Annotated in this window: 10 protein-coding genes; 5 read left to right on the forward strand and 5 right to left on the reverse strand. The window is 48.7% G+C overall.

Features of this window, described 5'->3' with window-relative positions; translation table 11 throughout:
* Positions 1–667 precede the first annotated feature (667 nt).
* A complete protein-coding gene (locus NNC77_RS11335) occupies positions 668–940 on the reverse strand; it encodes a hypothetical protein (RefSeq protein ID WP_119229437.1) in 273 nt (90 codons plus the stop codon).
* A 135-nt stretch (positions 941–1,075) separates the two neighbouring features.
* Between NNC77_RS11335 and NNC77_RS11340 the strand changes: the two genes are divergently transcribed.
* From NNC77_RS11340 to NNC77_RS11355, 4 genes are all read left to right on the forward strand, one after another.
* Positions 1,076–2,428, forward strand: coding sequence for a DUF6055 domain-containing protein (locus NNC77_RS11340; protein WP_254970858.1), 1,353 nt, complete (start codon positions 1,076–1,078; stop codon positions 2,426–2,428).
* Positions 2,429–2,559: 131 nt separating this feature from the next.
* Positions 2,560–3,849: a M64 family metallopeptidase gene (locus NNC77_RS11345; RefSeq protein WP_254970895.1), complete on the forward strand. Its 1,290-nt coding sequence runs from the start codon at positions 2,560–2,562 to the stop codon at positions 3,847–3,849.
* 57 nt (positions 3,850–3,906) lie between these two features.
* On the forward strand, positions 3,907–6,054 hold the full coding sequence (locus tag NNC77_RS11350; protein WP_437183286.1) for a DPP IV N-terminal domain-containing protein: 2,148 nt from the start codon (positions 3,907–3,909) through the stop codon (positions 6,052–6,054).
* Between the two features lie 206 nt (positions 6,055–6,260).
* A complete protein-coding gene (locus NNC77_RS11355) occupies positions 6,261–10,349 on the forward strand; it encodes a hybrid sensor histidine kinase/response regulator transcription factor (protein ID WP_254970860.1) in 4,089 nt (1,362 codons plus the stop codon).
* An 88-nt stretch (positions 10,350–10,437) separates the two neighbouring features.
* Here NNC77_RS11355 and NNC77_RS11360 read toward each other — a convergent pair whose 3' ends face one another.
* Positions 10,438–12,417 (reverse strand): OPT family oligopeptide transporter, encoded by a 1,980-nt coding sequence (locus tag NNC77_RS11360; RefSeq protein WP_254970862.1) that lies wholly within the window; start codon positions 12,415–12,417, stop codon positions 10,438–10,440.
* On the reverse strand, positions 12,417–13,289 hold the full coding sequence (locus NNC77_RS11365) for an aldose 1-epimerase family protein (protein WP_254970866.1): 873 nt from the start codon (positions 13,287–13,289) through the stop codon (positions 12,417–12,419). The genes NNC77_RS11360 and NNC77_RS11365 overlap by 1 nt, the downstream gene beginning before the upstream one ends.
* Positions 13,290–13,518: 229 nt before the next feature.
* On the opposite strand from NNC77_RS11365, the gene NNC77_RS11370 reads away from it, so the two are divergent.
* Positions 13,519–14,400 (forward strand): DMT family transporter, encoded by an 882-nt coding sequence (locus NNC77_RS11370; RefSeq protein WP_022121585.1) that lies wholly within the window; start codon positions 13,519–13,521, stop codon positions 14,398–14,400.
* Between the two features lie 110 nt (positions 14,401–14,510).
* On the opposite strand, the gene NNC77_RS11375 is transcribed toward NNC77_RS11370, so the two are convergent.
* Both NNC77_RS11375 and NNC77_RS11380 read right to left on the reverse strand, forming a co-directional pair.
* On the reverse strand, positions 14,511–15,422 hold the full coding sequence (locus NNC77_RS11375) for a LysR substrate-binding domain-containing protein (protein WP_153112520.1): 912 nt from the start codon (positions 15,420–15,422) through the stop codon (positions 14,511–14,513).
* A gap of 222 nt (positions 15,423–15,644) precedes the next feature.
* Positions 15,645–17,096, reverse strand: coding sequence for a threonine/serine ThrE exporter family protein (locus NNC77_RS11380; protein ID WP_254970867.1), 1,452 nt, complete (start codon positions 17,094–17,096; stop codon positions 15,645–15,647).
* Position 17,097: the final 1 nt, after the last annotated feature.

A 17,097-nucleotide genomic window follows, 5' to 3' on the forward strand; every position in this document is an offset into this window, starting at 1 on the left:
GAATCCCAAGCCTTCTCATAACGTTCGTTTGCTGTCATAATTCATGTAATTTTAAAATTATGGTGCAAAGGTACGAACAAATGAGAAGACTACAATGGTATAAATGCGGAGCCGCTTACGAGCCGCTTACAAATCGTGATGGATAGCGTGATGGATATTTCCGTTTTCGAAGTATCTATCACGCTATTCAAGTGTCTGTATATTAGTATATTAAGATGTGTAATACATATAAATCGTGATGGATGATAGATTATTACATAAAATTTGTTCATATGAAGACTGCGCTGGGTTACTGATATGACTGCATCGGGTTACTGATATGACTGCATCGGGTTACAGATATTACTGCGTAAGCTAACGGAGCCGTATCCGTAGGCTTATCGAGACGTCTGCATCAGCTAACTGAGACGTCTGAACTCGCTTACTGAACTACTTGAGGTGCTTAGCTGAACAGCTTGAATTGCTTGACAGAAGTGTGATACAGCTACTTATTATGGACGCAAACTTGTCGCCCTGTAAGGGCAAAAGCTTTAAAAACCAAGGATTTATAAAGCTTTTGCCCTTACAGGGCGCCTTGCTGATTGCTATTATACCCAGGGCGCTGCCCTGAGCTAGGAGCTTTTGGGCCTTCAGCCCGTTCTTGAACCACATGCGAAAGTTCTGTTGTTTAAACAAGTCTCTCTATATCTTCTATTGAAAGGTCTGTACCTTTGGCAACTTGCTCTTGTGTGAGCCCCATGCCGAGAAGACGTTTTGCGGTGGCCAACTTTTCTTTGGCAATGCCTTCTACTCTGCCTTCTTCTCTGCCTTCTTCCTTCGCAGTATCGATCGAATTTTTTATATCTCGGTAAGCCTTGAGGCTGTCTTCATATTCTCGTAGCTCTTGTTTGAAACCAAAGTCGGTAAGTAAGCTGATATATCGTTCTTCTGATAATCTCATAATCTGTTCTTTTTATAGAATTCTTTTGGCAAAGATACGATATTTGTATCATTTTAGACGATATTGCGAGCGTTTTTGCAAGATTATCAGTACTTTTGTGGCGAAATAATAAATAACGCAAAAATCATAACCGAAATGAAACGAATCTTCTTATCGCTGATACTTACAGCAGCTACCTTGCCTTGGGCTACTGCAGTCCTGGCACAGCAGGACCCATCTGAGGCTCCTGCCACCAGACCCGTAAATCCCGTATCTGCACCACAGAAACTCATCTTTGTACCGGACTCTCTGAAATCCTATGATTTCAACAAGGATGATGAGAGATGGTGCTGGCGACATAGTGCACAGACCCAGAATATCGTGTATTTCTGGGAAAAGCCGTTTGGAGATAATCCGCAGAATCCTCCTTCGCTCGAAGGTAAGCCGATGAAATTCGATCTTGGTAATCTGCAGACTCAGGTTGAACGATTCTACCGTTTCTTCCGCGATACCCTGAAGTTCTCGCTGCCAGGCAGCATCTGCGACAAGTACAAGATGATGGTGATGGTGAACTATTCGCTGGAAGGAACAGCTTACGGCGGAACTTACGATGATTTTATCGGAGCGCTCTGGGTAACGCCTAACCGTATTCAGGATCAAAAACTCAATTGTCTGGCTCACGAGTTGGGACACAGTTTCCAACTTCAGATCATGGCAGACAAAACGGGCGAAGCCTGGGGAGGAAGCGGTTTCTTCGAGATGACATCCCAATGGATGCTCTGGAGAGTGAATCCAGAGTGGATAACAGATGAGAAGTATCATTTCGATGCCTTCAGACAGCTTACCCATAAGGGTTATCTGCATCTGGACAACATCTATCATTCGCCATACGTGATAGAGTGGTGGGCTGAGAAGCATGGCTTGGAAAGCATCGCCCAGCTCTATCGTGAGGGAAAAGTAGGAGAGGACCCGGTTGTTACCTACAAGCGGAAGTATAAGATGAGTCAGAAGCAGTTTAATGATGAAATGTTCGACTGCTACCGTCATCTCGTGAACTTCGATTTCGGTTATGCCCGCAAGGAGACCCGTCCTTATGCCTGCACCTTCGATACCAGGATGCTGAAGCAAAAGAATGGTTATCTCCGTCCGGATACAGCTTCGGTTCCAGAGAACTATGGTTTCAATGCCATCAAGTTGGAAATCCCGAAGGCAGGCAAGAAGGTTACAGTAGATTTCAGAGCCCTCGATGCCGAGGGCAAGGTGTTCAAGGCATCCAAGGACAAGATGGCACACACCATCGGTTACCGTTATGGATTGGTGGGAGTAACTGCCGATACCGATGAATGTATCTACAGTCCGATGAGTGAAGCGAAGAGCGGAAAGGTTTCGCTTGTGGCTCCAAAGTCCCAGCCTCTCAAGGCACTCTATCTGGTGGTGATGGGTGCTCCTTCGAATCATTCGCTCAATCCATCTTCCCGCCGTTTCCCTTATGAGGTAAGAGTGAAGTAAGAGTGAAGTACGAATCGAATAAGAATCAAGTACGAATCGAATAAAAATCATCTACATAAAAAATATCATAGCTTATGAAGAATAAGACTTTTATAAAGAATAAGACTTTATTGACTGCATCCCTCGCCTTGATGATGGTGTTGCCGATGCAGGCACAGCGCTTTGAAGATAACTTCGAAGATAAGACGCTGCGACTGGATTACATCGTGGCGGGCGATAGCGTGAACCAGGCTATCTATTTTGAACAGGCTTACAGCAACCCTACATGGGCGGGAAGAAAGACAAAACTGGATGAGAAATTCCTGAACGGCAACGGACAGGTGACCGTGTATGAGCATGGTACCAACAAGGTGCTCTATGTAAATACTTTCTCAACACTCTTCCAGGAATGGCAGCTTACACAGGAGGCAAAGCATCTGCAGAAATCATTCGAGAGCAGTTTCCTCGTGCCGTTCCCAAAGAGACCGGTGGATGTAAGCATCACCCTGAGCGATACGCATCAGAAGGTGACCGCAGAACTGCGCCATACCATCAATCCACAGGATATACTCATCCGACCATTGGGCGAGAATGGCATCCCTTACCGCTACATCGTGAAGAGCGGAGAGGCTGCCGACTGTGTTGACCTCGCCATCATTGCCGAGGGCTATCGCCAGGAACAGATGGATAAGTTCTATCAGGATGCGCAGCGGGCAGCCGATGCCATCTTCGAGCGCGAGCCTTTCGCTTCACTCAAGTCGAGATTCAACGTGGTGGCTGTTGCGGCTCCATCGCTCGATGAGGGACCAAGTATTCCGCACGAAGGGAAATGGAAGAACACGATGGCTTGCTCTCATTATGATACTTTCTATTCGAACCGTTATCTCACCACGAGCAAGATTCATCGCATCTATGATGCCTTGAGTAATGTGCCTTTCGAGCAGATCATCGTATTGGTGAATTCTCCTACGTATGGTGGCGGCGGCATCTATAACCAGGTAACGCTTTCCACCTCTGATCATCCTACGTTCAAGAAGGTGCTGGTACATGAGTTCGGTCATGGCTATGCGGGCTTGGGTGATGAGTACAGTACCGATGAGTACGACCCGATGTATCCTGGTGATACCGAGCCTTGGGAGCCGAACCTCACCACGCTGAAGGATTTCCGGAGCAAGTGGGCGGATATGATGCCGAAGGGCGTGAAGATTCCTACGCCGCTTGCCAAACTACCGGATCATAAGAATATCAAGAACGCGAAGGAGCAGAAGAAGCTCAACGAAGCCGTCTTCAAGATTGGTGTGTTCGAGGGGGCGGGCAACCAGAGCAGGGGATGTTACCGTCCGGCACAGGTCTGCCGTATGCGAATCAACGAAGTGGATGATTTCTGTCCGGTTTGCCAGCGTGCTATCCGACGCATCACAGATTTCTATACTGGGAAATAATATTTTCCTAACTGGAGAAAAAAACTTAAGAAGTTAACAAGTAAAATATCAAGCATAATGAAGAATCAGATTTTAGCTCTTTCGCTGTTGAGCGCAGCTTTGGCGATGCCGGCAGCTACAGCTTCAGCACAGGGCACATTAGAAGATTACAACAGAGCCTATGCGCTGCGTCATCAGTTTTCAGCCGATTCCGTGTTCCATTGGACACGCTCATCGGCTTGGTGCGACTCCACCCACGTACTGCATTACCAGATTTCTACTCCTCAGGGCAGGAAGTTTGTTTCCTATGATGCCGACAAGGATGAGATGAAGACTTATGATTCGCAGGATGCGATGGAAAAGGCGCTGGGCATCAAGCCTCGTCTTGCCAACAAACCTCAGTTTGGCAGACGCCATGAGCGCCATTGGATGGAGGTAGATGAGGAGAAGGAGGCTTATCCGGTACTTTCGCCCGACGGCAAGATGGAAGCCTACATCGAAGGTTACAACGTGGTGGTTCATGAGGCAGGAAAACCTTATACAGAAGCCAAGCGAATCCTCACTCAGGATGGTACCATCGGATGCTATTACAGCAACCGCATCCAATGGAGCCCAGACGGCAAGCACATCTTCGTATGCAAGCGTGTTCCGGTAGAGAAGCGCTATGCCTACTACGTAGAATCTTCGCCTGCCGACCAGCTGCAGCCTATCCTCCACAAGCAGGAGTATGCCAAGCCGGGCGATGCCCTGCCACAGCACTATCCGGTCATCATCGATGTGGCTACCGGAAAGAAGGTGGAGGCTGACAAGCATCAGATAGAAAACCAGTATGAACTGGAGTGGATGCAATGGACACCAGACAGCAAGGAGGTGACGATGGAGTACAACCAGCGTGGGCATCATCTTTATCAGATGCTGGCGATGAATGCCGAAACCGGCAAGCTTCGTACCGTGGTAGTGGAGCGTGCCAATACTTTCGTGAACTATGGTCGTCTGTGGCGTCAGTTTATCAAGGATGGCAAGCAACTGCTCTGGATGAGCGAGCGCGACAACTGGAATCATCTCTATCTCTACGATGTGCAGAAGTCGAAGGTTATCCGACAGATTACAAAGGGCGACTGGTTTGTTCGCGGCATCCAGCGTGTGGATGAAGAGAAGGGAGAAATCTATTTCTCGGCTAGTGGCGTGAACAAGAATGAGGACCCATATCTGGTGCATTATTATAAAATAGGTATCGACGGCAAGAATATGGTGGCGCTCACTCCTGAAGAGGGAAATCATAGTGCCCAATATACCTATGATTACCGTTATCTTCTGGATACCTATTCTAAGGTGGATGCTGCTCCTGTTACCGTGCTCAGAGATGCGCAGACCGGTAAGCTCGTCAAGACTCTGGAGACGGCTGATATTGCAACGCTGAAGAAGCACGGATGGGTTGCTCCTGAGGTATTTGTGGCTAAGGGACGTGATGGTAAGACTGATATGTGGGGCATCATCCAGCGCCCTACCAATTTCGATCCGAACAAGAAATATCCGGTTATCGAGTATATCTATTCGGGTCCGGGCGATGCCTATACTCCGAAGAGTTTCATGCCATACAACTGGTACACCACTTCGCTTGCCGAACTCGGTTTCATCGTAGTTCAGCTCGATGCGATGGGAACTTCCTATCGCGGCAAGAAGTTTGAGGAGGTTTGCTACAAGAATCTGAAGGATGCCGGATTCCCAGACCGTGAACTCTGGATCAAGGCTGCAGCCAAGAGGTATCCTTATATGGATGCTGATAATGTGGCAATCTATGGCTGTTCGGCAGGTGGACAGGAGAGTACCACAGCCGTATTGCTGCATGGCGATTTTTACAAGGCAGCCTATAGTGCCTGCGGCTGTCATGACAACCGGATGGATAAAATCTGGTGGAACGAGCAATGGATGAGCTGGCCTATCGATTCCAGTTACGTGGAGTGCAGCAACGTGGAGAATGCCCACAAGCTGGAGCGCCCATTGATGCTGGTGGTAGGCGAGATAGATGACAACGTAGATCCTTCGAGCACCTATCAGGTGGTGAATGCGCTGGAAAAGGCGAACAAGGATTTCGAACTCGTGGTGATTCCTGGAGCCCATCATACCATGGGCGAACTCTATGGCGAGCACAAGCGTTACGATTTCTTCGTGAAGAATCTGCTGGGTGTGAAACCGCCTAAATGGAGTGATGTAAAGAGCAAGTAATTCAGGTTTCAATCTGTTGATAGTGAAACTTCTCACTTGAATCATTATTTAAGTTTTGCCCTGAAGCAAACGGATAGTCTTACTATTAAAAAGTAGCTATTTGCTTGTTTCGGGGCTTTTTTTGTTCTTTTTGTTGTATTTCTCGTTATATTTTTGTAATTTTGCGGCATTAAATTATCTAACAACAGAAAATAAAGACCCATATAATGAGAAAGATATCTACTCTAATGGTTTCTGTGCTCTGCATGATGATGCCTGTAGGGGCTGAGGCGCAGGTGCCGACCGCTTTTGTCTCGAAAGGGGCTACGGATATTCAGGCGCAGCCACATACGGTAACGCAAACCAACTCGGGTGCACAATGGGCTCCTATCGACCCTATGGTGCGCTCTATCACGATGGATGATGGTTTGCCGAGTAATGCTGTGCGTAGCGTGGTTCAGGGCTCCAAGGGATACATGTGGTTTGGTACAGACAACGGATTGTGCCGTTTTGACGGATACGATGTCAAAACCTATTATAATCCCTTTACGACTGTAGACCAGTTTGTGAGCGCCCTTACTGCTTGCGAAGAAGGCCTGCTGGTAGGTTGCAATAATGGAGCCTATCTGTTCTGTAATGCAACCGACCGATTCCAGAAACTGAGTGATAAGATTACGGCGCCTGTCTTTAATTTTTCGCTTGACGGCGATCAGAATATTTGGATTTCTACCAACGGACAGGGTGTGTTCAGATACAATCGGACAACTCACGAACTGCACCAGTATCCAATGAAGAATATTCAGGGTAAAGTGCAAAGTACGCTGGTTGATGCCAACAACCAGGTATGGATGCTTTGTAACCATGGTGAAGCCAGCATCTATCATCTCAACAAGTCGACAGACCAGTTTGAAGCATTCCCTCTGAAGGGCGATGCAACCATGTTTCACGGCATGGCGATGCTGGCTGCTCCCGATGGCAATCTTTATGTCGGAACCTGGGAAAACGGACTTTACAAGCTCAACGCAGATGGTAGTGCCGAACAGCTCATCAGCGGAACCTTGAGTAATGCTGTTCATCATATCCACCAGCTTTACAACAACGGCAACAAGTATATTCTCATAGCCAGCGATGATGGATTGGTGCAGTATGACATCCAGAACCGCTCTTGGAGTATGCTGTCGGAAGTAAACAATCCGAGCCGGAGCACGAGCGAGCGTTTTGTTTATGGTATTGCGGGCGATAATGAAGGCGGCATCTGGGTTACTACTTTCTATGGAGGTGTGAGTTATCTTCCTTCTACGAGTATTGAACAACGTTTCCGTGCTTACTCAGCCCGCCAGGGGGGATTGCGCGGTAATGTGGTAGGAAGATTCTTCGAAGACCAGCAGCATCGCATCTGGATAGCTACCGATGATGCCGGACTTGACTGCTTCAATCCCCAGACCAACAGTTTTGTTTCTTATCCGGACAAGGCGGCTATGGGCAAGTATAATGTTCATGCGCTCTTTGCTGATGAAAACGATCTGTGGGTGGGAACCTATGGTAATGGTGTCATCAGAATGAATATGGCTACCGGAGCGCAGCAGATTTTCCAAACCGATGGAATGGTTTCGGGAAGTAATGCCTATTGTATTTATCGCGACAGGAAGAACCGGCTGTGGGCGGCTTCGATGGATGGAGCCAGTCTTTTCGACGAAGGTCAGCAGAAGTTCAGAAGAATCAAGTCGTTCAAGTCGCTTACCATCGATATCAAGGAAGATCCTCAGGGCAACGTATGGTTTGCTACCCAGGGAGGTGGCTTGTGGCGCTTGGGTAAGAATAATGCCTGGAAACAATATAAACATGTAGAGAATGATTCTACTTCGCTGGTGAGTGATCAGGTGAACTGTCTGACTATTGGCGAAAAGGGGCAGCTCTATGCTGCAACCGGCGACGGACTCTGCGAATTCCTGCCTTCTAAAGGTATCTTCCGCCGTATCTCCATCGATGCGCCTAGTCAGGATTTCACGAGCCTTGTAATTTCGCAGGGAGTAATGTGGATTTCTACAAGCAAGGGAATTGTGAAATATACGCCGGGTGAACCTGTCCAGCTATTCAATAAATATGACGGACTCACCTGCGACCAGTTTATGCCAAACGCCGGACTCCTGGCCTCTGATGGCAGAATCTATTTCGGTTCTACAAGAGGTTTCAACTGCTTTTATCCATATCTCGTCAAGATTAACCAGGTAGCTCCTCCTGTGGCAATCACCTCGGTAGAACTCTTCGGACAGCCGATAGAGGCGGGGAGCGACCAGCTGGAGAAATCTCTGAGTCATGCAGCAGAACTCAATCTGTCTCATAACGAGAATACCATCAATATCTCGTTTGCCGCCCTGAGTTATGTATCGCCTGAGAAGAACCAGTATGCTTACAAACTTGAGGGAGTAGACAAGGATTGGATTTATACCCACGAGCATCGTGCCAACTATACCAATCTTCCTGCCGGAACCTATACCTTCTTGGTTAAGGCAACCAATAATGATGGTGTATGGTCGAAGAATGAGGCAAGACTCCAGATTGTGGTTCATCCGCCGTTCTGGTGGTCTCTGCCAGCCAAGATTCTGTATCTTCTGCTCATCGGTTACGCAATCTACTGGTTCATGCAGAGCCGGTTGAAACGTGAGAAACTCCGTCATCAGGAAGAACTCGACCAGTTGGAACTCAAGCAGGATCAGGAGATGAGAGATGCCCGCCTGCAGTTCTTCACGATGATAGCCCATGAAATCCGTACGCCGGTAACGCTTATCATCGGACCTTTGGAGAGTCTGAAAGAGCATTGGAAACAGGTTTCCGAAAAACTTACCGATGGTGAGACTATCACGCAGACGCTTTCTGTTATCGACCGTAACGCCCAGCGTTTGCTCTTGCTCGTCAATCAGCTGCTCGATTTCAACAAAGTGCAGCAGAAGGGCATGCAGGTTCATTTCCGTTTGAATAACATTTCGAAGCTGATGCATGCTGTGGCAGAGCGCTTCGCTCCTACCTTCGAGCAGAAAAGCATCCGTTTTGATGTTGATTATCCTGCTGATGATCTCGTGGCGATGATAGATCAGGAGGCCATTACCAAGGTTATCAGCAATCTGATGACCAACGCCTTGAAATATACCGAGGATTATGTACGCTTGTCCTGCCGCCTGCTGGAGAATGGAACCCATTTCCGCATAGAGGTGGAAGACAACGGATTGGGAATCAGTCCTGACGAAAAGGAGAAAATCTTCGGAGCCTTCTATCAGGCACGTGACAACAAACCGGGAACCGGAATCGGTCTCAACATCGTGAAGAATCTCGTTGAGGCTCATCATGGTATGGTTGAAGTAGAATCTGCAGTAGGTAAGGGATCTACCTTTATCGTAACCTTGCCGCTCAACCAGTTGGATGCTGTGGTTGAGAAGGCGGATGAAATGGTGAAGGAAGAAGAAACTGTTGCTGAGGAAAATCTGCTGACAGATGAAACTCCAGTTGAGCAAGGTTCTCAAAAGGCAGGCGATGCTGTTGCCAGTCCACTTCGTGAACCGGCAAAACCGGTGATGCTGATTGTGGATGATGATGAAGACATGCGCCAGTTTGTGAAGGCTCATTTCGAAAAGATGTATACGGTTTATACTGCCGACAACGGAAAGAATGCGCTACGTAGACTGGAGAAGCATCCGGTTTCACTCATCATAAGCGACTGGATGATGCCGGAGATGGACGGTCCGGAGTTCTGCCGTAGGGTGCGTGAGAATTCAGAATATTCTCATCTCCCGTTCGTGATGCTCACGGCAAAGACCGATGATGCGGCGAAGACGGAGAGTATGAACTGTGGAGCCGATGTCTACATAGAAAAGCCGTTCTCGATGAAGTATCTTGAGGCAAGCGTAAGACAGCTTCTTGAGATGCGCCGTCTGTTGAGGAGTAAGTTCTCTCATACTCCGCTTGAGCCGATAGCAGAGATAGCTCAAACTCAGGTTGATAATGCGTTCCTGGAACGAATGTCTCGCATCATCGAAGAGAATGTGGCGAATCCGGAACTCAACGTGGCGTTCCTTGCCGAAAAGATGGGCATAAGCCGCTCTTCGCTCTTTAATAAGATTCGCGGTCTTGCCGATGTTACGCCAAACGAGATGATCCAGCTCGTGAAACTGAAGAAGGGCGCAAAGCTCCTGAAAGAAGGAAACTACCGCATCAGCGAAATCAGCTATATGGTAGGTTTCAGCAGTCCTAGCTATTTTGCCAAGTGCTTCCAGAAGCAGTTTGGCGTCAAGCCGATGGATTTCGTAGCTGCGGAATCGTAGGATAGAAAAACTATTCGGATAGAATAAAAAATCGCCTGGGTGCTCAGATGCATCCAGGCGATTGTCTTATTTGTAAAAAGCCTATTCTTTATTTCTTTGTGGCTCTGATAAAGAAACCGATGAGGCAGATGTAAGCCAGGAGCGAACAAACCTCAGACATCGGATTAACCCACCAGCTGTCGGCGATACTTACCTCGATGCCGCCAAACTTCAGAAGGGCGCTAACCACACCCATCAGGGCTCCACCAGCGATGAAGCCGCTGGCGATGAGCGTTCCCTTCTCACCACGTTCGCTGTTCACCTTGGCATCCTTGCTGCGCGAAGTAACATACCAGTTGATGGCTCCACCCACGAGCAGAGGAACGTTCAGTTCCAGCGGAATAAACATACCCAGAGCGAAAGCCAGGGCAGGAATCTTGAAATAAGTCAGCACGATGGCTATCACGGCTCCGATGCCATAGAGCACCCAAGGAGCTCCCACGCCATTCATCAAAGGGTCGATAACCGCAGCCATCGCATTAGCCTGAGGAGCTGCAAGCGAACCCGATGCGAACCCGTAAGTCTCGTTGAGCAGCATCATCACGCCGCCCACGGTAGCCGCACTCACCAAGGTACCGAGGAATTTCCATCCCTCCTGTTTCTTAGGAGTTGTTCCCAGCCAGTAACCAATCTTCAGGTCGGTAATAAACGAACCTGCTACCGAGAGGGCTGTACAAACCACACCACCCATAATCAGGGCAGCCAGCATGCCGCCAGGACCTTTCAGGCCGACAGTCACCATCACTACAGAGGCGAAGATGAGCGTCATCAGGGTCATTCCCGAAACAGGGTTTGAACCCACGATAGCGATGGCATTAGCCGCTACGGTAGTAAAGAGGAAGGCGATGGCAGCCACGAGCAGAATGGCGATAATGGCGAAGAGAAGGTTGCCCTCCATCACGCCAAACCAGAAGAAGAGGAAGGTTACGAGGATGGTAACAAGCGAACCGATAGCGATAATCTTGAAAGAGATGTCGCGCTGGGTGCGCTTCACGTTCTCATCCACATCGCTCTTGCCCTTCAGCTCCTTGGCAGCCAGACCTACGGCACTCTTGATGATGCCCCAGCTCTTGATGATGCCGATGATACCTGCCATGGCGATACCGCCGATACCGATGCTGCGGGCATAGGCACGGAAGATTTCCTCCGGACTCATGGCCCCCACGGTCTTCACGATGCTAGGATCCCAGGCGCTCAGCACGCTATCATGGAAGATAACGCTCATGCCCGGAACAATCAGCCACCATACTACGAGCGAACCCAGACAGGTGAAGAAGGCATACTTCAGACCGATGATGTAACCCAGACCCAATACGGCTGCACCTGTGTTTACCTTAAATACGAGTTTAGCCTTGTCAGCCAGGTCGCATCCCAGACTTACCACACGCGATGTGAAATTCTCGTTCCACCATCCCAGGCTGGCTACGATAAAGTCGTAAAGACCACCCACCAGTCCGGCTATGAGCAGCGGCTTAGCCTGGTCGCCTCCCTTGGCTCCGCTCACCAATACCTGCGTGGTAGCCGTAGCCTCAGGGAACGGATACTTGCCGTGCATATCGCTTACGAAGTACTTGCGGAAAGGAATGAGGAAAAGAATTCCCAAGACTCCTCCCAAGGCCGAAGCCATGAAAATCTTCATAAACGAAGTAGTCATCTCCGGATATTTAGCCTGCAGGATGTAGATGGCTGGCAGGGTAAAGATGGCTCCTGCCACCACAGCACCCGAACAGGCTCCGATGCTCTGGATGATGACATTCTCGCCCAGCGCCTTGCTACGCTTGGTAGCGGTACTTACGCCCACGGCGATGATGGCGATAGGGATGGCTGCTTCGAACACCTGACCCACCTTCAAACCCAGATAGGCTGCGGCGGCAGAGAAGATGACTGCCATCAAGATTCCCCATGTAACCGACCAGCCGTTCACCTCAGGATAAACCTTGTCAGGCGACATCAGCGGCTTATATTCCTCCCCGTCTTTCAGTTCGCGGAATGCGTTCTCGGGGAGTTGCAAATTGTCTTTTTCTTCCATTATTTCTCTATTCTGATGATATACTCACTCATGAAACTTGCACCTGGCTGCAGACGGTTCATCAGATACTTGTCCTTGAACTCGCCATCATATTCAGCCCAGTCGTTCAAACCATACCATGGCTCAATGCAGAGGAATGGAGCGTGCTTGCCTGTTGGGTTCCAGATACCTACGGCTGGAGTCTTGAACTCGAGGGTTACATGAGGTTCGCCCTGCTCGTTGAGAATGCTCACCTGCTTAACCTGACTCTTGTCGAAGATAACAGCATCTTCTGCGAAAGTCTCCTCGTTTACTTCCCAGATACCCTTGTCGGTTTCTACGGTTTCCTTAGCCTGACGGTCGATGCATCCGCCTACGTTACCATAGAGACGAACAGGAGCCTCGTTGTCGAGTTTCAGGGTAGCCTTCATTTCTTCGCCCTTCTTGCAGCCAGGAACCATGAATGCTGGGTGACCGCCAATCTGGAAGAAGATTTCCTTGTCGTCGGTATTCTCTACGTGCCAGATGACATGAATCTCGTTGCCCTGCAGGCGGTAAGAGATGGCAAGGTTGAAGTGGTAAGGATAGTTCTTCTGAGTCTCTTCGTTGTCGATGAGCGCGAAGGTGAGGCGGTCGGCAGTCTTGCCAACGAGTTTGAACTCTGTATCGCGTGCGAAACCATGGCGAGGAAGGTGATACTCCTTGCCCTCTGTGCGATAAGTGTCTTTCCACAATCCGCATACGATAGGGAAGAGGATAGGAGAGTGGCGGTTCCAGTATTTCTCGTCGCCATCCCAGAGATATTCATTACCATTAGCATCCTTGATGCTCTGAAGTTCTGCTCCGAGAGATGAAATCTCAAGTGTGAGCTGATCATTCTTAATCTGTTCCATTGTTATTAATTCTTTTGTTTAGTTTTTAATGTTTCATCTGATTATCTTTTTTCAAAGATATTGCAAAGGTACAATTTATTTTCGTAAAGCACAAGAAAAGAGCGTTTTTTCTCAGATATTACTATATATTTATACGATTTTGTTAGCTTATCTCGAATATTTGCTGTAACTTTGCAGCCCGAAATAGATAGATAACAAGAAGTATAAGAAAAAAATAGTATTTAATCTAATGACAAGCAGTAATAAAGTTAAAGGCTTTGCGGCGGGCATTGTTGCCGCAGTATGTTATGGTACCAATCCTTTGGGCACGCTCGAACTCTATGGCGACGGATTCAATTCCAGTTCTGTACTCATCTATCGTTATCTCTTGGCGGTACTGATGTTTGCCGTGGTGATGCTGTTCCGCAAGGAGAGTTTCAAGGTGAAGTGGGGACATCTGATTCGTCTTGGCGTGCTGGGCTGCATGTTTTCGCTCTCATCAGCTACGCTTTATGTCAGTTTCCATTATATGGCGGCAGGTATTGCCAGCACCATCCTCTTCGTTTATCCTATTATGACGGCCATCCTGATGACGGTCTTCTTCCACGAGAAGGTAACGTGGTCTACCTCGCTTGCCATTCTTCTGGCGGTATCGGGAGTAGGATTGCTCTATCAGGGCGATGGAAACGATAAGTTGAGCACGGCGGGTTTTGCCCTCGTCATGTGTTCATCCCTGCTCTATGCCCTTTACATCATCTCCATCAACCAATGGAAGAATCCGGGCATGTCGAACATCAAGTTTACCTTTTATATATTAGTCTTCGGACTGCTTACGATGTTTGTCTATTCGTTTATTGCAGGCGAGCCGATACAGATGCTTCAAACGCCTAAACAATGGCTCTGTGCTGCCCAGCTGGCTTTGTTGCCAACGGTATTGTCGCTTTTCTTCATGACCATCTCCATCAATCTCATCGGCAGCACGCCAGCCGCCATCATGGGAGCCTTGGAGCCGGTAACGGCCGTCATCATCGGCGTATGCGTCTTCGGCGAGAGTTTCTCTCTGCAGCTGGCGATAGGCATCCTCGCTATCCTGGCTGGCGTAACGATTATCATCGCAAGAAAGAAAGGGTAAAAGGGTAAAAAGAAGAAAAAATCCTCGCTCGAAAAAGAACTCGAACGAGGATTTTTTTCTGTTCTAGCCGCAAGCAAATAGGCTCGCAAGCCCGCATGACGTTAAGATGATTATCTCAGGATATCCTTTAGGGCAAAATTGGCGAGGATGCTGGTGCTCTGGCTCAGCATGCGGATGAACTCCTGGGCTGAGTTTTTCATGTAGGCATCTTTCAGAATGTGGATGCAGCCATCCATTTCGTTGTCGGCAGCATCGATAGGAATCGCCTTCAGGCCGTTCTGCAGAATGGTGGTCGATTCGGAGAGAATGGTCACCAGATTACTGCGGCTCAGAAGATCAAAGATGATGTTTACATTATTCACCTCTACCATAATCTTGTAGTTCAAATCCTTGCCCTCTACCATGTGATCAAAGGCGTTGCGTGCCTGCAGACCCTTGCAAGGAAGGATGAGGTCGTAACGCTCCAGATCGGAAAGCTTGACCGATGAAAGGCGCGCCAGCGGATGATTCACGTTCACGATGGCGGCAAGACGGTTGCTGAAAATAGCTCGGCTGTCTACCGCCTTATCGTTCTTCAGAGGCTTGAAAGCCAGAACGAGGTCGAGTTCGCGCTTCTTCAGTCCGTCCATCAGTTCCTGCATGGTGCGGTATTGGATGTTGAGCTTTACATGAGGATAGGCGTGGAGAAAGGCGATGAGCGTCTCGGACATGATGTTGCTGAAGGAGAACGTTACGCCGATGTTCAGTTCGCCTGTAAGCATTTCCTTCAGATCGTTCATGTGGTCTACACAGGCTTCGGCAGAATTGACAGCATTTTGGGCATAAGGTCTCAATTCCTTGCCCGCCTCTGTGAGGTAAACCTCATGGGAATTGCGCTCGAAGAGAGGCAGACCTATCTCCTGTTCCAGATGCGAAATCTGCTGTGAGAGGGTGCTCTGGGTGATGTATAACTTGCGCGAAGCTTCTGAGAAGTTGAGCGTCTCGGCTACCTTCAAGAAATATTTCAGTTGTCGTATTTCCATATTGTTCCTTTATTGAAGCTATCGGCTATAGAAATAACCGATAGCTAAATTTGGGTGCAAAGATAAAACATTTATTTTAATATCCTCCTTTTTTGAAGAATAAAATGATGTTTTATCGCATCTCTACTTCTTTTTATCCGGTTATCATCCGATGAAAAACCGGTTAACATCGGATGAATTTCTGATTATCATCCGATGAAAATCAGATTTCCAACCAGATGATTATTTGATTTCTACTTCGTGCAAATCTACGAATTCGCCATTCTTCTTCTTTCTTTCTACCAGCATGGCAAGCAGCTTGCGCTTGCGGTTGTCGGCGATGAAGCGGCGGAAGAATACGTTTGGAATTGCCACACCCAGGGCGATGCAGATGATGGCGAGCGAAGCCTTGATGAGGTTGTTCATACCTACGGTTACTTCGCCTACCACGCCATGCATGTCGATGAAGGCGAACAGGGCGCGATACATCAGAACTCCCGGTACCATTGGGATAACGCTAGGAATGGTGATGCATTGGTGAGGGGTATGGAACCAATGGCGCGCCTTGATCACGATGATGCTGATGAGCGCAGAACCGGCAAGCGAACCGATGCTCAGACCCATGTCAAGACCGATGTTGCCGTTAGATGGACCCAGATTGACGAAATTGCGGAAGCATACGGCGATGATACCGCCCACAGCTACAACCGGCAACAGACGGCGAGGTATGCTGAAGATGGTAGAGAAGCCCATGGCCGATACGGCAGCTGCGATGGCAAACTCCCAGTATTCGTGATGAGGAGTCATCGTAAGATCCTTCACAAAGTTGTCGATGTGGCAAACCTGGATGGCGAAGGCGATACCGAACGCCATCGCAAAGAGCATCAGCAGGGTGTTCAGGGCACGAACCATTCCCACCTCAATATATCCGTCGAGCATATCGCTTACAAAGTTGATGAGTGGAACTCCCGGCACGATGAAGAGGGCACACGCCATCAGCGGATGCCAAGGGGTATCTGAATGCATGAAGGCTGGAAGCGCTTCGGCAATAGATGGGTTGAGCGAAAGGAATGAGGTCAACCAGGCTATCAGAGTGGCTACGAAGGCCGAAATGCCGATGGCTACATAGTTGTTGCAGCCCTTGGTTGGCAAGAACATTCTCAGGCGGAAACCCAGAATGGCTGCAAGCGAACAGAAGAAGAAGGCTGGCCAGTCGCAACCGAACTGGATGCAGAATCCGCCGCAGGCAAAACCGCCGCCGATGGCTACCTGCCAAGGGGTGAAGCTGCGTGGGGTGGCCTTGATGTCGTTCAGAGCCTGCTCATACTGTTCGAGCGAATAGTTATCCTTGATGGCCTTCCAGGTGAGCTTACTTACCTGGGAAATAGAGGTGAGGTTGATACCGTGCTTCTCGCATCTCTGGAACTTGGAGAAGGAATGCTCCTCGTCGCTATAGTTTACCATCAGCACGTTCCAGTTGATGTAAAGATGCATGTATCGCTCGTCGAGACCGAGGAAAGCTGCTGCACGCTTCATGGTTCGCATGATGCGGGATGTGTCGGCAGCACTCTCCATGAGAATGCTACCGGTACGTAATAATAAGTCGAGTTTTCTTCTGAGTTCTGATTCTGCTATTTCCTTGCAGTTGCAGTTATCCTCTCCGCAAGCGCAGGTTTTCAATTCTTTTTCTGTCATA

It is taken from the genome of Segatella copri, from assembly GCF_024330485.1.
Lineage (GTDB): Bacteria > Bacteroidota > Bacteroidia > Bacteroidales > Bacteroidaceae > Prevotella > Prevotella copri_L.